Genomic DNA, 16,421 nt, shown 5'->3' on the forward strand with positions numbered 1-16,421 from the left:
GGACGAACAAATTGTTAAATAATATTTTTAATGGATACAATCTCAACACCGCTCATTTTTAATGCCGATACAATATGTTTAGCCAAAATAGGAGCTCCCGGAGTATCTCCATGAATACAAATCGTTTCTGCTTTAATGGAAGCATCTTTTCCATCATGAGTGATAACTTTTTCTTCTTTTACCATTCGTACCACTCGCTGCGCCATGGCTTCATAATCGTTGATTTGTGAACCTCTTCTTGTTAGCACAATCGATCCATTTTCAGTATGTTCTCGGTCAGCATAAGCTTCTTTCGCTACAGGAACGCCCATCTTTATCGCTTCTTCCATCACTTCAGAGTGGTTAAGTGCAAAGATGATCATGTTCGGATCGATGGCATGAATCGTTTCTAATATCGCCCGTGCTAATGCTTTATCTTCCGCCGCTTTCATAAATAAGGCTCCGTGCGGTTTACAATGTTGGATTTTGACGTCAACTGCTGATGCGAATTCTCGTAATGCGCCTACTTGATACATCACATAGTCTTTTATTTCTCCTGGCGTACAAGTCATGTAGCGGCGGCCGAAGCCCAATAAATCAGGGAATCCCGGATGTGCCCCAATCCCGACATCATATTTCTTTGCCAGCTCCACTGTCTTCCTCATAACATGTGGATCTCCCGCATGGAATCCACATGCAATATTGGCTGAAGTAATGTATTGCATCATTTCTTCATCATTGCCTAGTTCATAAAGGCCGAAGCTTTCGCCCATATCACAGTTTAAATCTACTTTATACAAATATGTCACCTCTCAAGTAATTGAGCTTTATTTTCTGCCAAAAATTCAGTTGTGTAATTCCCACTAATAAACGAGCTATTTTTCATTATTTGTTTGAGAAGCGGGATGTTTGTTTTTATTCCCTGTATGTCTATCTCTTTAAGCACTCGCTGCATTTTGGTAATTGCATGATCACGGGTTAAACCATGAACAATAACTTTTCCAATCATTGGATCATAAAATGGGGTAACCGCACTGCCTTCAATGATCGCCAAATCTAATCTCACATCGTTTTCGGGTAATATTAAACGAGAAATGACTCCTGGACTAGGGAAGAACGTATCCGGATCTTCCGCATAAAGTCTGCATTCAATGGCGTGTCCTGTTTTGTTTATATCTTCTTGAGTGATAGACAATTTTTCTTTAGCAGCGATTTTCAATTGCAACTCAACTAAATCAAGTCCAGTTATTTCTTCCGTTACTGGATGTTCTACTTGCAGACGAGTATTCATTTCAAGAAAATAAAATTTTTCATTTTCATCAAAGATGAATTCCATTGTGCCCACATTTGTATAACCGATTTGTTTTACACCAAGAATGGCTGCTTCCAACAGCTCATTTCTGAGTGCATCATTAAGAAATGGAGAAGGGCTTTCTTCTAACACCTTTTGATTTCTTCGTTGTACCGAACATTCTCTTTCAAATAAATGCAAGACATTTCCATATGCATCAGCCACTATCTGCACTTCAATATGGCGAGGTTTTGAAATCCATTTTTCTAAAAAGACAGTGCCATCATTAAAGAACGAATTCGCTTTTTGCCTCGTTTCATCAAACACCTTCATTAGCTCGGACTGATCTTGAACAAGCTGCATCCCGATCCCGCCACCCCCGGCGCTCGCTTTTAACATGAGCGGGTAGCCAAGTTCATCTGCAATCTCTAATGCTTCTTCGACCGACTCAAGACTTTTATCCGTGCCTGGCACAACTCTTACACCCGCTTTTTGCATTTGAGCGCGTGCTTCAAGCTTACTGCCCATTATGCGCATCGTTTCCGCGGAAGGACCGATAAAGACAATGTTTTCTTCCTCACAACGGCGAGCAAAATCCGGATTTTCAGATAAGAATCCATAACCAGGATGAATGGCATCGGCATGAGTTTCTTTTGCTACTTGGATCACTTTCTCAATGTTAAGATAGCTTTTTTTTGCATGAGCCGGACCGATGCATACTGCCTCGGTTGCCTCGCTGACATGAGGCGCCTCTGCATCGGCTTCGGAATAGACAGCGACTGTTTTAATGTCGAGCTTATTGCATGTACGAATAATTCTTCTTGCAATTTCCCCTCTGTTTGCAATTAGCACTTTACTAAAATACCCCATCTGTTTTCTCACCCTTCGCAAAACTTTTAAATAATTACCGCAATTTCCTGACCTGCATCTAGAAGTTCTTCGTCCTCAACCAAGAATCTCTCAATAACTCCAACCGTTTCTGCTTTAATTTCATAAAAATTTTTCATTACTTCCACAATCGCTATTACGTCTCCTACTTTCACTGTATCTCCTTCTTTTACGTACACATCCTTATCAGGAGCTGGTTTACGATAAAAAACGCCTGGAATCGGTGTTAGAATTCTTTTTTGTTCAGCCATTTTTTCTCCTCCTCAATTACCCTAATACTTGCTGCTTCATTTGATTGATTTTATCTTGGTATTCTTTTCTAGCCTTCAGCGCTTCGTGAATATCAACAGCCATAAATCGGACCTTTTCGTTCGTTTTGATTTGAGCCATTTTGTTCAAGTCAGTACTAATAATTGTACAAATTGTCGCATACCCGCCACCTGTCACGGCATCGTTTAACAAGGCAATCGGTTCCACACCATCTGGAACTTGAATAGATCCAATTGGATAGCCAAGGTCCACAACATTAGATGGGTTGCTGCCAGCTCCAAATGGTTGTTCACGTGGGGCAAAATTCAGACGCTCGCCTTTAAAACGATAGCCAACACGGTTCGCTTCCGGCGTAACCGTCCAATCGATTGAGAAAAAGCGGTCTTTACTTTCCTCAGTCAGACGATAGCTGCATAATCCCATGACAACACGAATCACATGCGTCTTTGAAAACACTGGAATCAATTCGTCACTAATGCGCGTGCCAATTGCTATGTTTGACCTTTGATCACTGCCGATTTTCAATTCATCCCCTGCTTGAAGAGCCCGTCCTTGGTAACCTCCGATGCCACACAATGTATAGGTAGACCTGGATTCCATAATAAGTGGCACATCGAAGCCGCCAGCTACCGCTAAATATACCCGTGCTCCTTGTTTAACAAAATCAAATGAAAGCACATCTCCAGCCTTGACCGACAACGTTTCCCACATCGGAACAGACTGTCCATTGATTTTCGGAGGCATCTCTCCTCCCGTTATGGCAATAAGTAAATCTTGATGAAATTCTAAAACAGGACCCATATAGGTGACCTCGAGAACAGCGGCATTCTCGTCGTTCCCGACAAGTAAATTGCTTGCCTGGTATGAGTATTTATCCATTGCTCCTGATGGAGGCATCCCCACTTCATAATGGCCAATTCTGCCGTAATCTTGAACAGTCGTTTGAAGACCAGGTTGAATAACTTTAATCATGCATACAACCTCCTTAACACAGAATCTGAAAACGCTTTCGGATTTTCGAGCACTTGTCTAGGTTTAAAGGTAATATCCTTCGTCAAATAACGAAAACTCCCATCTTCAACTTCTTTTCGAATGCCTTCATATTCTTCCAGCGTAATGCTTCGATATCTAAAAACATCCCCCTGTCTCGGGAAGGTCATTGAATCTTTGAAATCATGCAATCGCTGCTCTTTTTCAAAAATCGGCGCCGCCGCAATACCAAACAATTGATAGCCACCTGCACCTTGTACCGGGTAAATAACGGCAAATGCACCCCCAAATCCGAATGCTCGCTCTGGTGTATAGGTCCGAGGACGGACATATTTAGGTGCTTCAATTTGCTGTTCTCTTGGTACCATTTGATAGCACCATGGCAGCCCAGGTACAAAGCCTATCATCGACACAAGGTAAGGAGCATCAGTGATCGCTTTAATTAAATCTTCTTTCGATTGAAAGCCATTTGTACGTGCCACATATTCGAGGTCTGTTGCTGCTGGGTCCTGATGCCGATCTCTAAAGCGCATTAACGCCTCATGTGTCCAAGGATCCTCGAATAAAATGGGTACATCAACCACACGGGCTGTGATTTCGAAATTTTCCAATGAAACATCTTCTTCAAGTTCTTTCAATTTTGAAATTAATTCGTCAGGATGAATCAGGTCTGGGTTAAAACGAATCATGTAGGAAGCATTCGAGGGGCATATATCAAGTATTCCTGGTAACTTTTCCTCTCTTAGTGTCTTAGTAATTGCCATCGCTTGAAAATTCGTTTCTAGACTCATTGCCTCAGCTAATTCAACGAAAATAAACTCATCGCCGCCGTATTCGTAACGGGTCAATAGACTTCACCTCAATTTTTGTATTTACACTGAATATAGTTGCAAGATATGTGCCAAGAATAAAAATTATATAAGTTAGTGATTTTTCAGACAATTAAATCATTAAACGTCTTGATTACTCTTGTATTATTTCAGAATTGAAATTTAATCTTTCAAATCTGAAATAATATCCGCGATTCTATCGATTAAAAAGACTAAGCCAAAAATGCAAAAAAGACCGCAAAGCTTTATTAAAGCATGTTGCAGTCTTTCATATTTCAATTTCTTACATTGCTTAGACAAAATAAAACTACCATATCTGCAATAAAATTAAACATGACTTTCTTCAAAAACCATTAATAATTTAGCCCAAACAAATAAAACCGCTTAGCAGGGGCGTTATTTATACAAAATATCATCTTTAAGTGTGGCAATTTTACTTAAAGCTTGATCAATTTCCCTTTTATTCACTCCAAAATGGGCAAGGGCGTCTTGGAGATGCTGGGCAATCGCGTTGAAATGTTCGGGCTTTAAATTCATGCCTTCCGAATAAAATAATCCACAACCTTTTCAATCGATTGTTCCCCGCCAACTTTTTCAAAAACTGTTTGTTCCGCCATGTATCATTCACTCCTTAGCATTTTAATGAACAGGGATTATTGTTTGGAATATAAACCGATTGTATTCTACTCTTTCCCATCCAAAAAATACAAAAAACCGGGCCTAAGCCCGGTTCAGATCTTACTTTTTAATTAAGTCATTACGTTGAGATTGGTCAATCCACTCTTGAAGCTTATCTTTAAGAGTATTGAACCCTTGTGCTGAGTCATCTTCCATTTTAATTGGAGCCGCTTGACGTTTGCGTGGTTTTTTCACTTTTGCTTCAGCTGCAGCAGCTGGGGCTTCTTCTGTTGCACGAATCGATAAACCGATTTTACCCGCTTTTTCATCGATAGATAAAACCTTAACGTTTACTTCATCTCCTACTTTAAGATGCTCGTTAATATCTTTTACAAATCCGTGAGTTACCTCAGAAATATGAACAAGACCCTGTGTGTTTTCATCCAATGCAACAAATGCACCGTATGGTTGAACACCAGTAACCTTTCCTGTAATAACACTGCCTATTTCGATTTTTTCCGACATGAAAACACTCCTAATTTTTTTAATATTTATCCCTTTATTCGCAATTAAAAATTATACCATAGTTTAACTAAATTATCAAAAATTCTTTTTAAGGGTTATCTCTATTTTGCTCCTTTTTATCATTATTATTGAAAGGATCATTCCCTTTCCTTCCATTTAAACGCAATTATATTAGGATTCTTATAAATAGAATGTTTTTCAATCTTTTTTAGAAATAGCTTGTATGAAAAAGGGAATACTGGATATCCTTATATAATAAAGGCTTTCGAGTATTCCCCCTTTCTTGAAGTGGACAATCCGTTTTGGATTGTCCCTTTTTTACTTTTTCAGGATCATCCTTCTTATTGCTTCCTTCAGCTTCTCCATTGATGTCGCATAGGAGCAGCGGACATGCCCCTCCCCGCTTCACCAAAAACATTCCCGGGTCATTAATAGCGAATAAAAAGGGCAATATACCAATAACACTACTATAATTAGGGATGAATTTCTTTTTTTGTGCAAATAATAAATTGTCAGTCGGCCGACATTTACATACTGGATTGAGAGTAGACGCTCATGACTGTTTTATAGCTGAGTTATAATTTTCGTATGAATAAGGAGGTACGGATGAAAATGAAACAAGGTATCATAACAGGAAATGCGACAATAAACGGTACTAAAGTATACTATGAGCACTACCGGCATGAATCTTCCCAGGAGACTGTTGTTCTGCTGCACGGTTTCCTTTCATCCACTTTCAGTTATCGGCGCCTAATCCCATTACTAATAAATGAATTTAATGTGATATCCGTTGACCTGCCCCCTTTTGGAAAAAGCGGGAAATCCAAGAGCTTTATTTACTCTTACGAAAATCTCGCACATACCGTGATTCAGCTTGTAGAAAAACTAGGTGGGCAAAATATCATCTTGATTGGACATTCCATGGGCGGGCAAATCACCTTGAACATTCTGCACTTCCGGCCCGATTTTGTAAAATTAGCCGTGTTATTATGCAGCTCCTCTTATCTGAAAAAGTCTAAGCTGCCGCTCATTTTTTCGAGTTATATCCCCTTTTTTCACTTGTATGTAAAACTGTGGCTTAAGCGATCTGGAGTAAAGAATAATTTAAGACAAGTTGTCTATGATCATTCTTTGATTGACGAAGATATGGAGCAAGGCTATTTAGTTCCATTTCTAGAAGATGATATTTTTCACGCCCTTACAAGGATGATTAGGGACCGGGAAGGGGACTTGTCTGTGGAAACGCTGAATGGAATTGAAACACCGTGTCTATTAATTTGGGGAGAGCATGACAAGGTTGTACCATTATCCATCGGTGAACGGTTAAATAAAGACTTAAAAAATTCAGAGCTTATTGTGTTGAAGGAAACAGGTCATCTCGTGCCTGAAGAACGGCCAGAAGAGGTTTTGATGTATATTAAGCAATTTATGGACTGAAACTGTTGCAGAGATATTGAAAAAAGCGGCAATCCTTTAAGGTTGCCGTTTTTTTCGTATTTACGGCCGGAATCCTTCTAGCTGGAAATTCCCTTTTATAAGGCGCAGGCCCCGCTATCTTTAATGGCTAATAGCTTCCCTGCGATCTCTTTGCATGTTTCAAGCGGAATAAGTTCTTCAAAGGAAAACTCATAGATCGCTTGAATTTTCCGAGCCAGTTTTTCTTGATCATCCAATCCATGGATTGCTTGTACGATATCCGCGATTTCTGTATCATAATTTCCCGGACCTATTCCGAATGGGTCCCATTCATTTAACATATACACAAGTTGAAGGTTCATTTCCTGTAATTGCATCCAATCACCTTTTTTATTTTTACTTTATATTTTCATCACTTATCATAGAATAAGATTAAACAAATGAAAAGGAGGAGAGGAGACGAAATGAATGAATATAATTATAATTGGCCCGTGTTGAATAGAGTTCTGATATATCCAGAATTTCGCTGATATAATACTCGAAATCGCGATATATTCGAAAATCCGCTGATATTGGTTCTAAAATGGTCTTTATTTTGTTAGATGGATAAAATCCCCATTAAGAACTTCTCAATTTCTAAATAAAATTACGCTGTTATCTTCTTAATTTGGAAAAGCCGCCTTCTCAGGCTGCCTTTCTCATTTTATTCACCACTATTTTTTATCATCCTGTGCCTTTTTCTGTCCCTGGCCCTTTTTAACTTTTGAAATGGAACCACATGCAATCCGCTCTCCTGAATCGCCGGCAGGCTGGGTCATGCCGTCATCCGATGATTTGTGGATGATAATGGATGTCCCTTTTTTCGTAAATAATGAGTTTTTTGCCTCATTTAACGTAACATTAGGTGCCATCAAATCAATCTTTACCTTGCCATCTCCCTTTACAATCAGATTTGGAAGATCTCCAGCATGGGCTCCTTTCGGATGCAGCAGTCCGTGTTCTTTATCTTCGGGATTGAAATGGTTTCCTGCCGATTTAAAATCAGGGGGGTCACATTTTCCGGTATCATGGAGATGGATGGCATGTTCTCCGGGAGATAGCCCCTTTAGATTAATTTTCATTTTTACACCCTTTGCTTGTTGTTCTAATTTAATAGTGCCTAACGAATCGTTGACAGAATTAAACATTTTAACATCAACGTTTTTAACGTTTTCTTCTCCACACCCTGTAAGAAAAAGAAATAATACGAACACCCAAACTTTTTTCATTATGATAAATCCTCCATCTAATTATATGGCTCTATTGTTTCCAAATTTATCATTGAATAAACGAAATTCATAATGACTGTTTTAGCCTTCAAAGTTTGCCCGATGATTTCCGCTGCGGGCACTTGCTTTCCGCGGGGAGGGACGGAAGCCTCCTCGGCGTTACCGCCTTTGGGGTCTCCGCTTCCTCTATTCCCGCAGGATACTGAATTTACATCCTTGAATCTGCCCACGCACGAAGGAAATGTGATAGCATTTTCGAGGAGTCAAGTACCCTCTGCTCCAATCAACTCAGATTATTAAATAAAAATCAAATAATAAAAGCAACAATCTTTATAAATGAGCCTAAAAAAAGAGAACAGCCCAGTTTAGCTGTTCTCACCACCATTATTCATTTCTTGCTTTAAACGTTCTTCTAATTCTTTTGCCTTTTCAGCTTGGCGTTTGGATATGCGAAGAATAAAGCGAAAGGTCAAAATACACGCAATAAAAAAAACTGCAAAACTAATGGCCGCCGGAAAATATTCTGATTTATCTTGTGGAAAATATAAAAACAAAGACAGTACATACCATTGCAACATAACATTCGATCCTTTCTGTTAGAAAAGCGAAAACGCCTTCGGAACAACCAAAGCAGTCGTTCAGTGAATAATTATATCAACAATGGAGAGACTATCCAATCAATATGCTGTAGGAAAAAACTCCTCATCTCCATATTGATTACATGAATCCCTTTATTTTACGACCTTTATCTTTTTAATTACAACATCTTTAACCGGTTTGTCATTTGGACCAGTCTCTATATTTGCCATACTATCAACGATCTCCATGCCTTCAATGACCTGACCAAAAACCGTATGCTTGAAATCTAGCCATGGCGTACCACCATTGCCATATGCTTCTATTATTTCTTTCGGATAGCCAGCCTTCTCCATTTGATCCGCCAAACTGGGATCAACGGAACTGTTTTGCACGATGAAAAACTGGCTCCCATTTGTATTCGCTCCAGAGTTAGCCATCGAAAGTGCTCCACGAAGATTAAATAATTTGTCGGAAAACTCATCTTCAAAAGGTTTTCCGTAAATACTTTCTCCACCAAAACCCGTACCTTGCGGATCCCCACCCTGGATCATAAAATCCTTGATGACCCGGTGAAATATCAAACCGTCATAATAGCCGTTCTCACTGTGAGTAATAAAGTTTTCAACGGCCTTTGGCGCATATTCAGGAAACAACTTAATTTTTATCGTTCCCATTGACGTTTCCATTTCGACTAACTTCTCGCCTTTTTGAACTTCATTCGTCAATTGTGGATAATTTGTGTTTTTATTGTCGTTCTCTTTTCCACATGCCGCTAACAATAGCATGATTGCCAAAATCGGGACAAATAATCTTAATTTCATCAGGTTACTCCTCCATAATACAAAGGTTCTTTAGTTCGCGGTAATTTTTCAATGCATTTCCCATACAAAGCCTGTATATCCCCTCTTAGCTTACCTGATTTCGTGAAATTTTGCACTTTGTTTTTCCAAAATTCTCCGTCATAATAGTATTAAGTAATCAAATTCGCCTTGGCGTATTTTCGCCCAGATTTTTACCTTAGCTTGCTCATAAATTCCTTTAAAAAATCTGAAGCATCCGCCGGAGGCTTAACTTTATTCAGCCGGAGTTTGATCCCCCACTGAATTGGATCCTATTTGCATTCATCTCGCCACTTATATCATTTAGAGACTTCTGCTGAATAAAGTTAAAGAAAGGGGACGAATTTCATGTCAGAATTTAAAATTGGTGACAAGGTAACAGCTATTTATAAAACAGGGAAATATGTTGGAGAGATAACGGACATTCGCCCACAGCATTATTTAGTCCGTGTATTAGGGGTCATAAAGCATCCGATGCAAGGGGATTTGCATAGCCCAAAGGATGCCGAAGTTATGTTCTTTCACGAGCGCAGGGCATTGGCATTCAGAGAACAAACAAATGTGCCAAAACAAATGGTTAAACATTATGAGGAAGAAATTCCCGATTATAAGGATTCTTTAAAAGCTGCTTTAGAAAAAATGAAGCAGGAACTAAAAGAAACTTCTACCCCATGGGCAGACCAAAGCCTAAAAAATATCGAATCACTTGAACAGGATTATTTCAAATAAGAACAAAAGCCAAATCACATCGAATGCGATTTGGCTTTTTTATGCAAATTTATTCAGTAGTTTTGAAAAATCGACCCGCTCCCCAATGGTTGTTGGTTCAGGTCGCTGAAGGTATCTTTTATCCTTTTCAACCAATCTGAAAATATTATACGTAGTCATTGCATCATCTAAAGCTCGATGATGTTTGCCCGTTCCTTCTTTCCCATATTCCTGGACGGCTTTCCATAAGCCTGTTTGGTTCTGATCTCCAAAAAAGCGCTTGTATTCCATCGACAGGTCTACTTCGTTTCCCTTAAAAGGAAATGGGAGCCCAGCTTGGTGACAATTATTCCGCAGCACCTTCATATCCATATTTCCCCAAGTGATAATCGTGCAGGATTGATTGCCGCTGAACTCCTTTAGCTTTTTGACAAGTTCAAGAAAGGAAATCCCTTGGTCTACCTGTTCCTGTGAAATATGAAGAAACGACTTGCAGCGCTCAGACAATTTCGGGAAACGAACAGGAGCAATATATGACGAGAACTGGTCACATATCCGTTCCTTTGCCACAGAAACGACCCCAGCTTCAATGATTTCCGGATAAAACCCCTTGAAACGTCCTCCCTTTTCCGGCATCGTAAATTCAAAATCAATGAATAAATAGCGATGCTCCTCCCCCATGTTTTCACCTTCTTTCGTTAAAAATTTGCCGATCACTTCTAGACTCCCTTTAGATTCCCATCCTATATAAGATATGAATTTCGAAGTCATTTAATCTATTTAAAGTACAGGAATGTTAGCAAAAATCAATAAATAGTAAGGCACACATTTTTTCTTTTATTATACCATGAAATATTTTAATTTTTCTGTGTAATTTCATTTTTTTATCTTTATTTAATGATAAATGGCTCCACTGTATATTTCCAAGACTTTCAGCATAGATTTAGTACTAGAAAAATCAAATTCGCCTTGGCGTATTTGTGCCCAGATTTTTAACTTAGCTTGCTCGATAAATTCCTAAAAAAAATCTAAAGGCTCGCCGGAGGCTTAACTTTATTCAGCCGGGTTTGAACCCCCACTGAATTGGATACCTTTTTGCATTCATCTCGCCACTTATATCGTTTAGAGACTTCTGCTGAATAAAGTTAAAACATTTCCAGAGAAAGGGGGGATTGTCTACTTTTTGCTGAAACCTTACCCGTTCACAGGTGCATACAGAATAAACAAAGATTAATATGATTGAAGAAAGGAAAATCAAATGAAAAAACTAGTGATGATTTTTGCTTTCTGTATGGTTCTGACATTGTCCACCTCATTGAAACCGGCTTTTATTCATGCAAATAGTATGGATGCAAATAGTAAGGTTGAATTCTTAAATGCACTAAATAAACAGCTAAGCAATACCGTACACTATTATCGTCAAGATTCAGTACAGTTGATTGACGGACTTGATTTACAAGGAAAAGTAGTAAAGGTTGTTAAAAAAGATAATCCCGGTACGAAAGAAAATGAAGAAGTCACTGAAGAATATACCTCTCATCTTGCTGTTGCTTTCGTTGAGCTTGAACAAGTACGTGACAGCCTCTGGGCATTCAAAAAAACCGATTTTTACTATTATGATTTAGACAAGAAAGAATTTTTAACTTCTAGCAATGTACTGATGAATGGTGAAGTAAAAAGCTTCTTTGATTCTTATGTCCAAAATATTGACAAATCGATGACCCCCTTCTCCCAAGTCCTGTTTATGTTTTTCCTCTCATTGATTATCATTGTGCCATTATTGATCATGATTTTCCATAATAAAGGAAGAAGCACAAGCACGAACATTTATTATTAAAGCGGCTTAGGAGGATGAGAATGACTCATCCTCTTTTTCATTTGACTCACTTAATTTATCCATAATCAATCAGTACAAAATGTTTGTTTTTTCGATCAAAATAGCTATTTAAAAAATATTTTTTTAAAAAAATTGTCTCTTTTTTACGTGTTTCTACCTATTTATTATAAAAGTCCACAAAAAAAACGTTAATTCGACATCATTGAAAAAAAATTCAGTTTTCATGATATAATATAAAAAAAAAGTAAAGGAACGAGAATAATGATTTTAGGATTAACTGTAATCTTAGTATTAGTTTTATTTTTACCATTCACTGTTCGAGCTGTAGAACATAATTTGGAAGCGTTTTTATTTTTAATGGGAATTGCAGCAGCGTATATTAGCGGAGTTCTTGACGGTTCTTTATTTATCAAGGCACTGGAGGATCCAATACATATTACATTGGCTGTATTAATTGCCGGTCTGTTGTTTAGATGGTGTCAAACGCCAATGGAAAAAGGAATACTCGGAATGAGTAAAGCGATGCCCTTCCGGTTATTTTTAGCACTTGTCGTTATTATCCTCGGAATTATTTCAAGCGTAATCACGGCCATTATCGCCGCTATTGTTCTAGTCGTCGTTGTTAGCGTCTTGCGCCTTGACCGTAAATCTGAAATCCGACTTGTTGTCTTGGCTTGTTTCTCAATTGGACTTGGAGCTGCTTTAACACCGATTGGAGAGCCATTATCAACGATTGCCATCAGCAAGTTGAATGAAGACTTTTTCTATTTGCTTAGACTAATTGGTGCAGATGTTATCATAGCAGTCATTGCCTTTGGGATACTAACTGCAATCTTAATTAACCCGAAAGAAAATGATAATGGGCTTTCTACAAATCTTCAAACGGAAAGCTATAAAGAGATTTTTATCCGTTCTCTAAAAATCTATCTTTTCGTCATGGGATTAACATTACTAGGTGCAGGCTTTGAACCTTTCATTGAAAAGTATTTACTTGGACTTAGTCCACTTATTCTATACTGGATCAATATGATTTCCGCAATATTGGATAACGCAACACTTGCTGCAGCAGAAATTAGCCCAGCAATGGATGCACCTACAATTAGAGCGATTTTACTCGGACTAATGATCAGTGGCGGTATGCTTATCCCCGGAAATATTCCAAATATCATTGCTGCAGGCAAACTGAACATTACAAGTAAAGAATGGGCACGTTTCGGAGTTCCAGTTGGTTTAATTACAATGGTAGTGTACTTCATCGTCATTCTTTTGTTTCACTAAGCCGTTTTTAAATCTGATTTCCGGCTTCTGATCTCCGTCATCTAGAATAAGAGGCACCGCCTGAATTTTGTCGAAATCCACACACAAAGAAGGGTCCGCTTTCAACTTAGGAAAGCAGACCTTTCTTTATTTTTGGCTGTTTTCGTAAACTTTGTTGCTATTTAATCAAAATGTGGTCTAGTTGATTTCCGTTCCAGGTTGCTCACTTTCCGCTCCAATCAACTTCTTAAAAAGTCTATTTAAATAGCAATCATTTAGAAAATAGCATTATTTCTTTTTTATCACTGCCATTGTACATCTTGAGACGCAAATAAGCTTCTCATCCTCATCTACAATCTTAATATCCCATACCATCGTTGTTCTTCCTTGGTGGAGTACGGTTCCAATCGCTGTGACAACCCCATCCCGCTTAGCTTTAATATGATTCGCATTAATCTCAAGTCCTGCGACAGATTCTTTCTCTTTATCTACAAGTTCAAATGCCCCAACACTTGCAACTGTTTCCGCGAGGGCAACTGATGCTCCCCCATGCAGCAGGCCAAATGGCTGCCTTGTTCGTTCGTCTACAGGCATTGTTGCAACAACCTTGCCTTTTTCAACGGTGATCATTTCAATACCTAGTGCATGGATTAATGTATTTTGCAATTCCAACCTAATTTCCCCTTTCATCATCAACTATTTACACTATAACAGTATATTCTTTCACTTTCACATAATATGGAAACCCTCTCCATTTTTGTTTTTTAATAAGTGATTGGACGATATATTCTTTGTACAAATATGGACAGACTTGAGTTAAATACGAGAAAAACCCCCTTGACCAAAGGGCCAAAGGGGAAATGATTAATTCGATACTTTTGCGTTTTCAAATGCTTGTTCAACCGGTACATATTCATAGCCTAGGTCTCTTGCAACTGCTTCATATGTGATGCTTCCGTTAATCACGTTCACACCTAGTTTCAAAGCAGCGTTATCCTCAACCGCTTTCTTCACACCCTTATTAGCAATTTGCAGCGCATAAGGAATTGTTACATTTGTAAGGGCGATCGTAGATGTTCTTGGAACCGCACCAGGCATGTTTGCAACCGCATAGTGAACAACGCCATGCTTTTCATATGTCGGGTTATCATGAGTAGTAATACGGTCAACAGTTTCGAAAATTCCGCCTTGGTCAACAGCCACATCGATAACAACGGAACCTGGAGACATTTCCTTGACCATCTCTTCTGTCACTAGTTTCGGAGCCTTTGCACCTGGGATGAGAACGGCGCCTACAACTAGATCACTTTCTTTAACAGCTTGAGCAATATTGAATGGATTTGACATTAATGTTTGAATGCTGTTTCCAAAAATATCATCAAGCTGGCGCAGACGCTCAGGGCTTAAATCAATAATCGTTACAGATGCACCAAGTCCAATAGCCATTTTCGCTGCATTAATTCCAACTGCGCCTCCGCCAACAATTGTTACTTTGCCGCGCCCAACGCCAGGAACACCTGCTAGCAATATTCCTTTACCGCCATTCGTTTTTTGTAAGAATTGAGCCCCAATTTGCGTAGCCATACGGCCAGCTACTTCACTCATCGGTGAAAGCAACGGCAATGTACGATTTACCTCGACTGTTTCATAAGCAATTGCGGTAACGCCTTTATCCGTCAGCGCCTTAGCTAATTCAGGCTCCGCAGCTAAGTGTAAATATGTGAATAAGATTAATCCTTCACGGAAATATGTATATTCTGAAGCAAGTGGTTCTTTTACTTTCATGACCATCTCAGCTGCCCACGCATCTGCTGCTGAAGGAACGATTTTCGCCCCAACTTCTTGATAATCCTCATTGGAGAAACCGCTTCCAAGACCAGCGTCAAATTCAACTAATACCTCATGACCTGCCGTTACAAGGGTATACACACTAGCCGGTGTCATTGCCACCCGGTTTTCATTATTTTTAATTTCCTTTGGAACTCCGATAATCATGCAAAACTTCCTCCTTCATTTAATCTGATTATTATTAAAACTAACCTAAGTATAATAATTGCAAAAAAATTAAGCAACTGCAATTTTTAAGTAGAATAAATAAATTAACTAAACTACTGCAATAAGTCGCCTTTTCTACAATAACCGACAAAATTTGGTTGGTGCCTGTCACCGAACCACTTTCTTTGCCGAATGGGAACTTGTTTTGTCAACTGTGAAGGAATCCTATTTTTAATAAAGAATTCTCTTTTATATTACTGTTTTCGTAAACTTTGTTGCTTTTTAGTGTGATTTTATTTAACTATCTGAGTTGATTGGAGCGGAAATCAACGGGCAAACTTTTAAGGCTAAAACAACAATATTTGCGAATTGAGCCTTATATATAAAGTGAGATAGTAGATATTTTTAAGGAGGGATCAGGTTGAATACAAGTGTCGTCGCAAAGATGTTAGGAGTCTCACAAAGTACGGTTCAGCGTTGGGTAAAGCAACTGGAGCTTGAGATGGAACGGAACGAACTTGGCCATTATATATTTACCGAAGAAGATATTCAATTACTTAGGCAGGTTCAGGATCAGCTGAATAAAGGAATCATTTTGCAAGACGTAACTGTAGGAAAAAGAAAAATCCGTAAAGGGGCAACTAACACTGCGTTGAACGAACAAGCCTTTGATAAGCTTCTCGAAAAAATAAATGTTTTAGAACAAAAATTAAATGGAAAAGCAGATGATGTGGTGTCCTACCAGCTTTTACAGCATCGTCGGGAAATTGAAGACCTGCAAAACGAGGTAAAGAAGCTAAATGTGCGGATTGAAAAGCTTGAAGCAAATCAAAATGGCATGAAGAAAAGCAACACTACAGATCATTTGTTGGTTTTTGACAATCAGATGCCTAGTAAAAAGACAAAAAAGAGAAAACTGATTACCACGCTGTTTGGCTTTTAACTTTATTCAGCAGAAGTTCCCCATTTCTATAAGTTGCGAGATGGATGCAAATAGGTATCCAAATCAATTTGGGTTCAAACCCCGGCTGAATTAAGTTAAGCCTCCGGCGGATGCCTCAGATTTTTCAAAGGAATTTATCGAGCAAGCTCGATAAAAATCTGGGCGCAAATACGCCAAGGCGAATTTGA

At 38.7% G+C, this 16,421-nt stretch carries 19 protein-coding genes and 1 pseudogene; 5 read left to right on the forward strand and 15 right to left on the reverse strand.

Translation table 11 applies throughout. The annotated features are described in order from the left end of the window. Nucleotides 1-14 precede the first annotated feature (14 nt). The 8 genes and pseudogenes from BGM26_RS17435 to BGM26_RS22005 form a co-directional block, all read right to left on the reverse strand. A complete protein-coding gene (locus tag BGM26_RS17435) occupies nucleotides 15-779 on the reverse strand; it encodes a LamB/YcsF family protein (protein WP_217041468.1) in 765 nt (254 codons plus the stop codon). Between the two features lie 5 nt (nucleotides 780-784). Continuing rightward, nucleotides 785-2,140 (reverse strand): acetyl-CoA carboxylase biotin carboxylase subunit, encoded by a 1,356-nt coding sequence (locus tag BGM26_RS17440; RefSeq protein ID WP_217041471.1) that lies wholly within the window; start codon nucleotides 2,138-2,140, stop codon nucleotides 785-787. A gap of 26 nt (nucleotides 2,141-2,166) precedes the next feature. Further along, nucleotides 2,167-2,409, reverse strand: a complete 243-nt coding sequence (locus BGM26_RS17445) for an acetyl-CoA carboxylase (RefSeq protein ID WP_217041472.1) — start codon at nucleotides 2,407-2,409, stop codon at nucleotides 2,167-2,169. Between the two features lie 16 nt (nucleotides 2,410-2,425). Next, the gene (locus tag BGM26_RS17450; protein WP_217041475.1) at nucleotides 2,426-3,400 is read right to left on the reverse strand and encodes a 5-oxoprolinase subunit C family protein; all 975 of its coding nucleotides are present in this window, start codon (nucleotides 3,398-3,400) and stop codon (nucleotides 2,426-2,428) included. Then, the gene (locus BGM26_RS17455; RefSeq protein ID WP_217041476.1) at nucleotides 3,397-4,266 is read right to left on the reverse strand and encodes a 5-oxoprolinase subunit B family protein; all 870 of its coding nucleotides are present in this window, start codon (nucleotides 4,264-4,266) and stop codon (nucleotides 3,397-3,399) included. Before BGM26_RS17455 ends, BGM26_RS17450 begins: the two co-directional genes overlap by 4 nt. A 378-nt stretch (nucleotides 4,267-4,644) precedes the next feature. Further along, a complete protein-coding gene (locus tag BGM26_RS22000) occupies nucleotides 4,645-4,785 on the reverse strand; it encodes a globin domain-containing protein (RefSeq protein WP_483297814.1) in 141 nt (46 codons plus the stop codon). A 201-nt stretch (nucleotides 4,786-4,986) separates the two neighbouring features. Continuing rightward, on the reverse strand, nucleotides 4,987-5,391 hold the full coding sequence (gene yugI, locus BGM26_RS17465) for a S1 domain-containing post-transcriptional regulator GSP13 (RefSeq protein ID WP_217041478.1): 405 nt from the start codon (nucleotides 5,389-5,391) through the stop codon (nucleotides 4,987-4,989). A gap of 318 nt (nucleotides 5,392-5,709) precedes the next feature. Then, nucleotides 5,710-5,816, reverse strand: a pseudogene (locus BGM26_RS22005) (hypothetical protein); the annotation flags it as partial. A gap of 187 nt (nucleotides 5,817-6,003) precedes the next feature. Here BGM26_RS22005 and BGM26_RS17470 point away from each other — a divergent pair. Further along, nucleotides 6,004-6,828 carry an alpha/beta fold hydrolase gene (locus BGM26_RS17470; RefSeq protein WP_483297821.1) on the forward strand — a complete coding sequence of 275 codons (825 nt, stop codon included), beginning with the start codon at nucleotides 6,004-6,006 and terminating at the stop codon, nucleotides 6,826-6,828. Between the two features lie 95 nt (nucleotides 6,829-6,923). On the opposite strand, the gene BGM26_RS17475 is transcribed toward BGM26_RS17470, so the two are convergent. The 4 genes from BGM26_RS17475 to BGM26_RS17490 all read right to left on the reverse strand — a co-directional run bounded on the left by BGM26_RS17475 (nucleotide 6,924) and on the right by BGM26_RS17490 (nucleotide 9,439). Continuing rightward, nucleotides 6,924-7,184 (reverse strand): DUF1871 family protein, encoded by a 261-nt coding sequence (locus tag BGM26_RS17475; RefSeq protein WP_217041483.1) that lies wholly within the window; start codon nucleotides 7,182-7,184, stop codon nucleotides 6,924-6,926. Between the two features lie 336 nt (nucleotides 7,185-7,520). Then, nucleotides 7,521-8,075, reverse strand: a complete 555-nt coding sequence (locus BGM26_RS17480; RefSeq protein ID WP_217041486.1) for a superoxide dismutase family protein — start codon at nucleotides 8,073-8,075, stop codon at nucleotides 7,521-7,523. Nucleotides 8,076-8,440: 365 nt separating this feature from the next. Continuing rightward, nucleotides 8,441-8,653, reverse strand: coding sequence for a hypothetical protein (locus tag BGM26_RS17485; RefSeq protein ID WP_217041488.1), 213 nt, complete (start codon nucleotides 8,651-8,653; stop codon nucleotides 8,441-8,443). Between the two features lie 153 nt (nucleotides 8,654-8,806). After that, nucleotides 8,807-9,439 (reverse strand): peptidylprolyl isomerase, encoded by a 633-nt coding sequence (locus tag BGM26_RS17490; protein ID WP_483297822.1) that lies wholly within the window; start codon nucleotides 9,437-9,439, stop codon nucleotides 8,807-8,809. A gap of 402 nt (nucleotides 9,440-9,841) precedes the next feature. On the opposite strand from BGM26_RS17490, the gene kapB reads away from it, so the two are divergent. Then, a complete protein-coding gene (gene kapB / locus BGM26_RS17495) occupies nucleotides 9,842-10,222 on the forward strand; it encodes a kinase-associated lipoprotein KapB (protein WP_217041492.1) in 381 nt (126 codons plus the stop codon). A gap of 39 nt (nucleotides 10,223-10,261) precedes the next feature. On the opposite strand, the gene kapD is transcribed toward kapB, so the two are convergent. After that, on the reverse strand, nucleotides 10,262-10,882 hold the full coding sequence (kapD, locus tag BGM26_RS17500; protein WP_217041792.1) for a 3'-5' exonuclease KapD: 621 nt from the start codon (nucleotides 10,880-10,882) through the stop codon (nucleotides 10,262-10,264). Nucleotides 10,883-11,459: 577 nt separating this feature from the next. Between kapD and BGM26_RS17505 the strand changes: the two genes are divergently transcribed. Together BGM26_RS17505 and BGM26_RS17510 are read left to right on the forward strand one after the other, a co-directional pair. After that, nucleotides 11,460-12,038, forward strand: coding sequence for a hypothetical protein (locus BGM26_RS17505; RefSeq protein ID WP_217041494.1), 579 nt, complete (start codon nucleotides 11,460-11,462; stop codon nucleotides 12,036-12,038). 261 nt (nucleotides 12,039-12,299) lie between these two features. Continuing rightward, nucleotides 12,300-13,316, forward strand: a complete 1,017-nt coding sequence (locus BGM26_RS17510; protein ID WP_217041496.1) for a DUF1646 family protein — start codon at nucleotides 12,300-12,302, stop codon at nucleotides 13,314-13,316. A 267-nt stretch (nucleotides 13,317-13,583) separates the two neighbouring features. Here BGM26_RS17510 and BGM26_RS17515 read toward each other — a convergent pair whose 3' ends face one another. Together BGM26_RS17515 and ald are read right to left on the reverse strand one after the other, a co-directional pair. After that, nucleotides 13,584-13,967: a hotdog fold thioesterase gene (locus BGM26_RS17515; protein WP_302053259.1), complete on the reverse strand. Its 384-nt coding sequence runs from the start codon at nucleotides 13,965-13,967 to the stop codon at nucleotides 13,584-13,586. A 192-nt stretch (nucleotides 13,968-14,159) separates the two neighbouring features. Next, on the reverse strand, nucleotides 14,160-15,290 hold the full coding sequence (gene ald / locus BGM26_RS17520; RefSeq protein ID WP_217041498.1) for an alanine dehydrogenase: 1,131 nt from the start codon (nucleotides 15,288-15,290) through the stop codon (nucleotides 14,160-14,162). 421 nt (nucleotides 15,291-15,711) lie between these two features. Between ald and BGM26_RS17525 the strand changes: the two genes are divergently transcribed. Continuing rightward, nucleotides 15,712-16,233, forward strand: a complete 522-nt coding sequence (locus BGM26_RS17525) for a MerR family transcriptional regulator (RefSeq protein ID WP_217041501.1) — start codon at nucleotides 15,712-15,714, stop codon at nucleotides 16,231-16,233. The last annotated feature ends 188 nt before the right edge of the window (nucleotides 16,234-16,421 follow it).

The sequence above is a fragment of the Bacillus sp. FJAT-29790 genome (assembly GCF_019039215.1).
Classification (GTDB): domain Bacteria; phylum Bacillota; class Bacilli; order Bacillales; family Cytobacillaceae; genus Cytobacillus.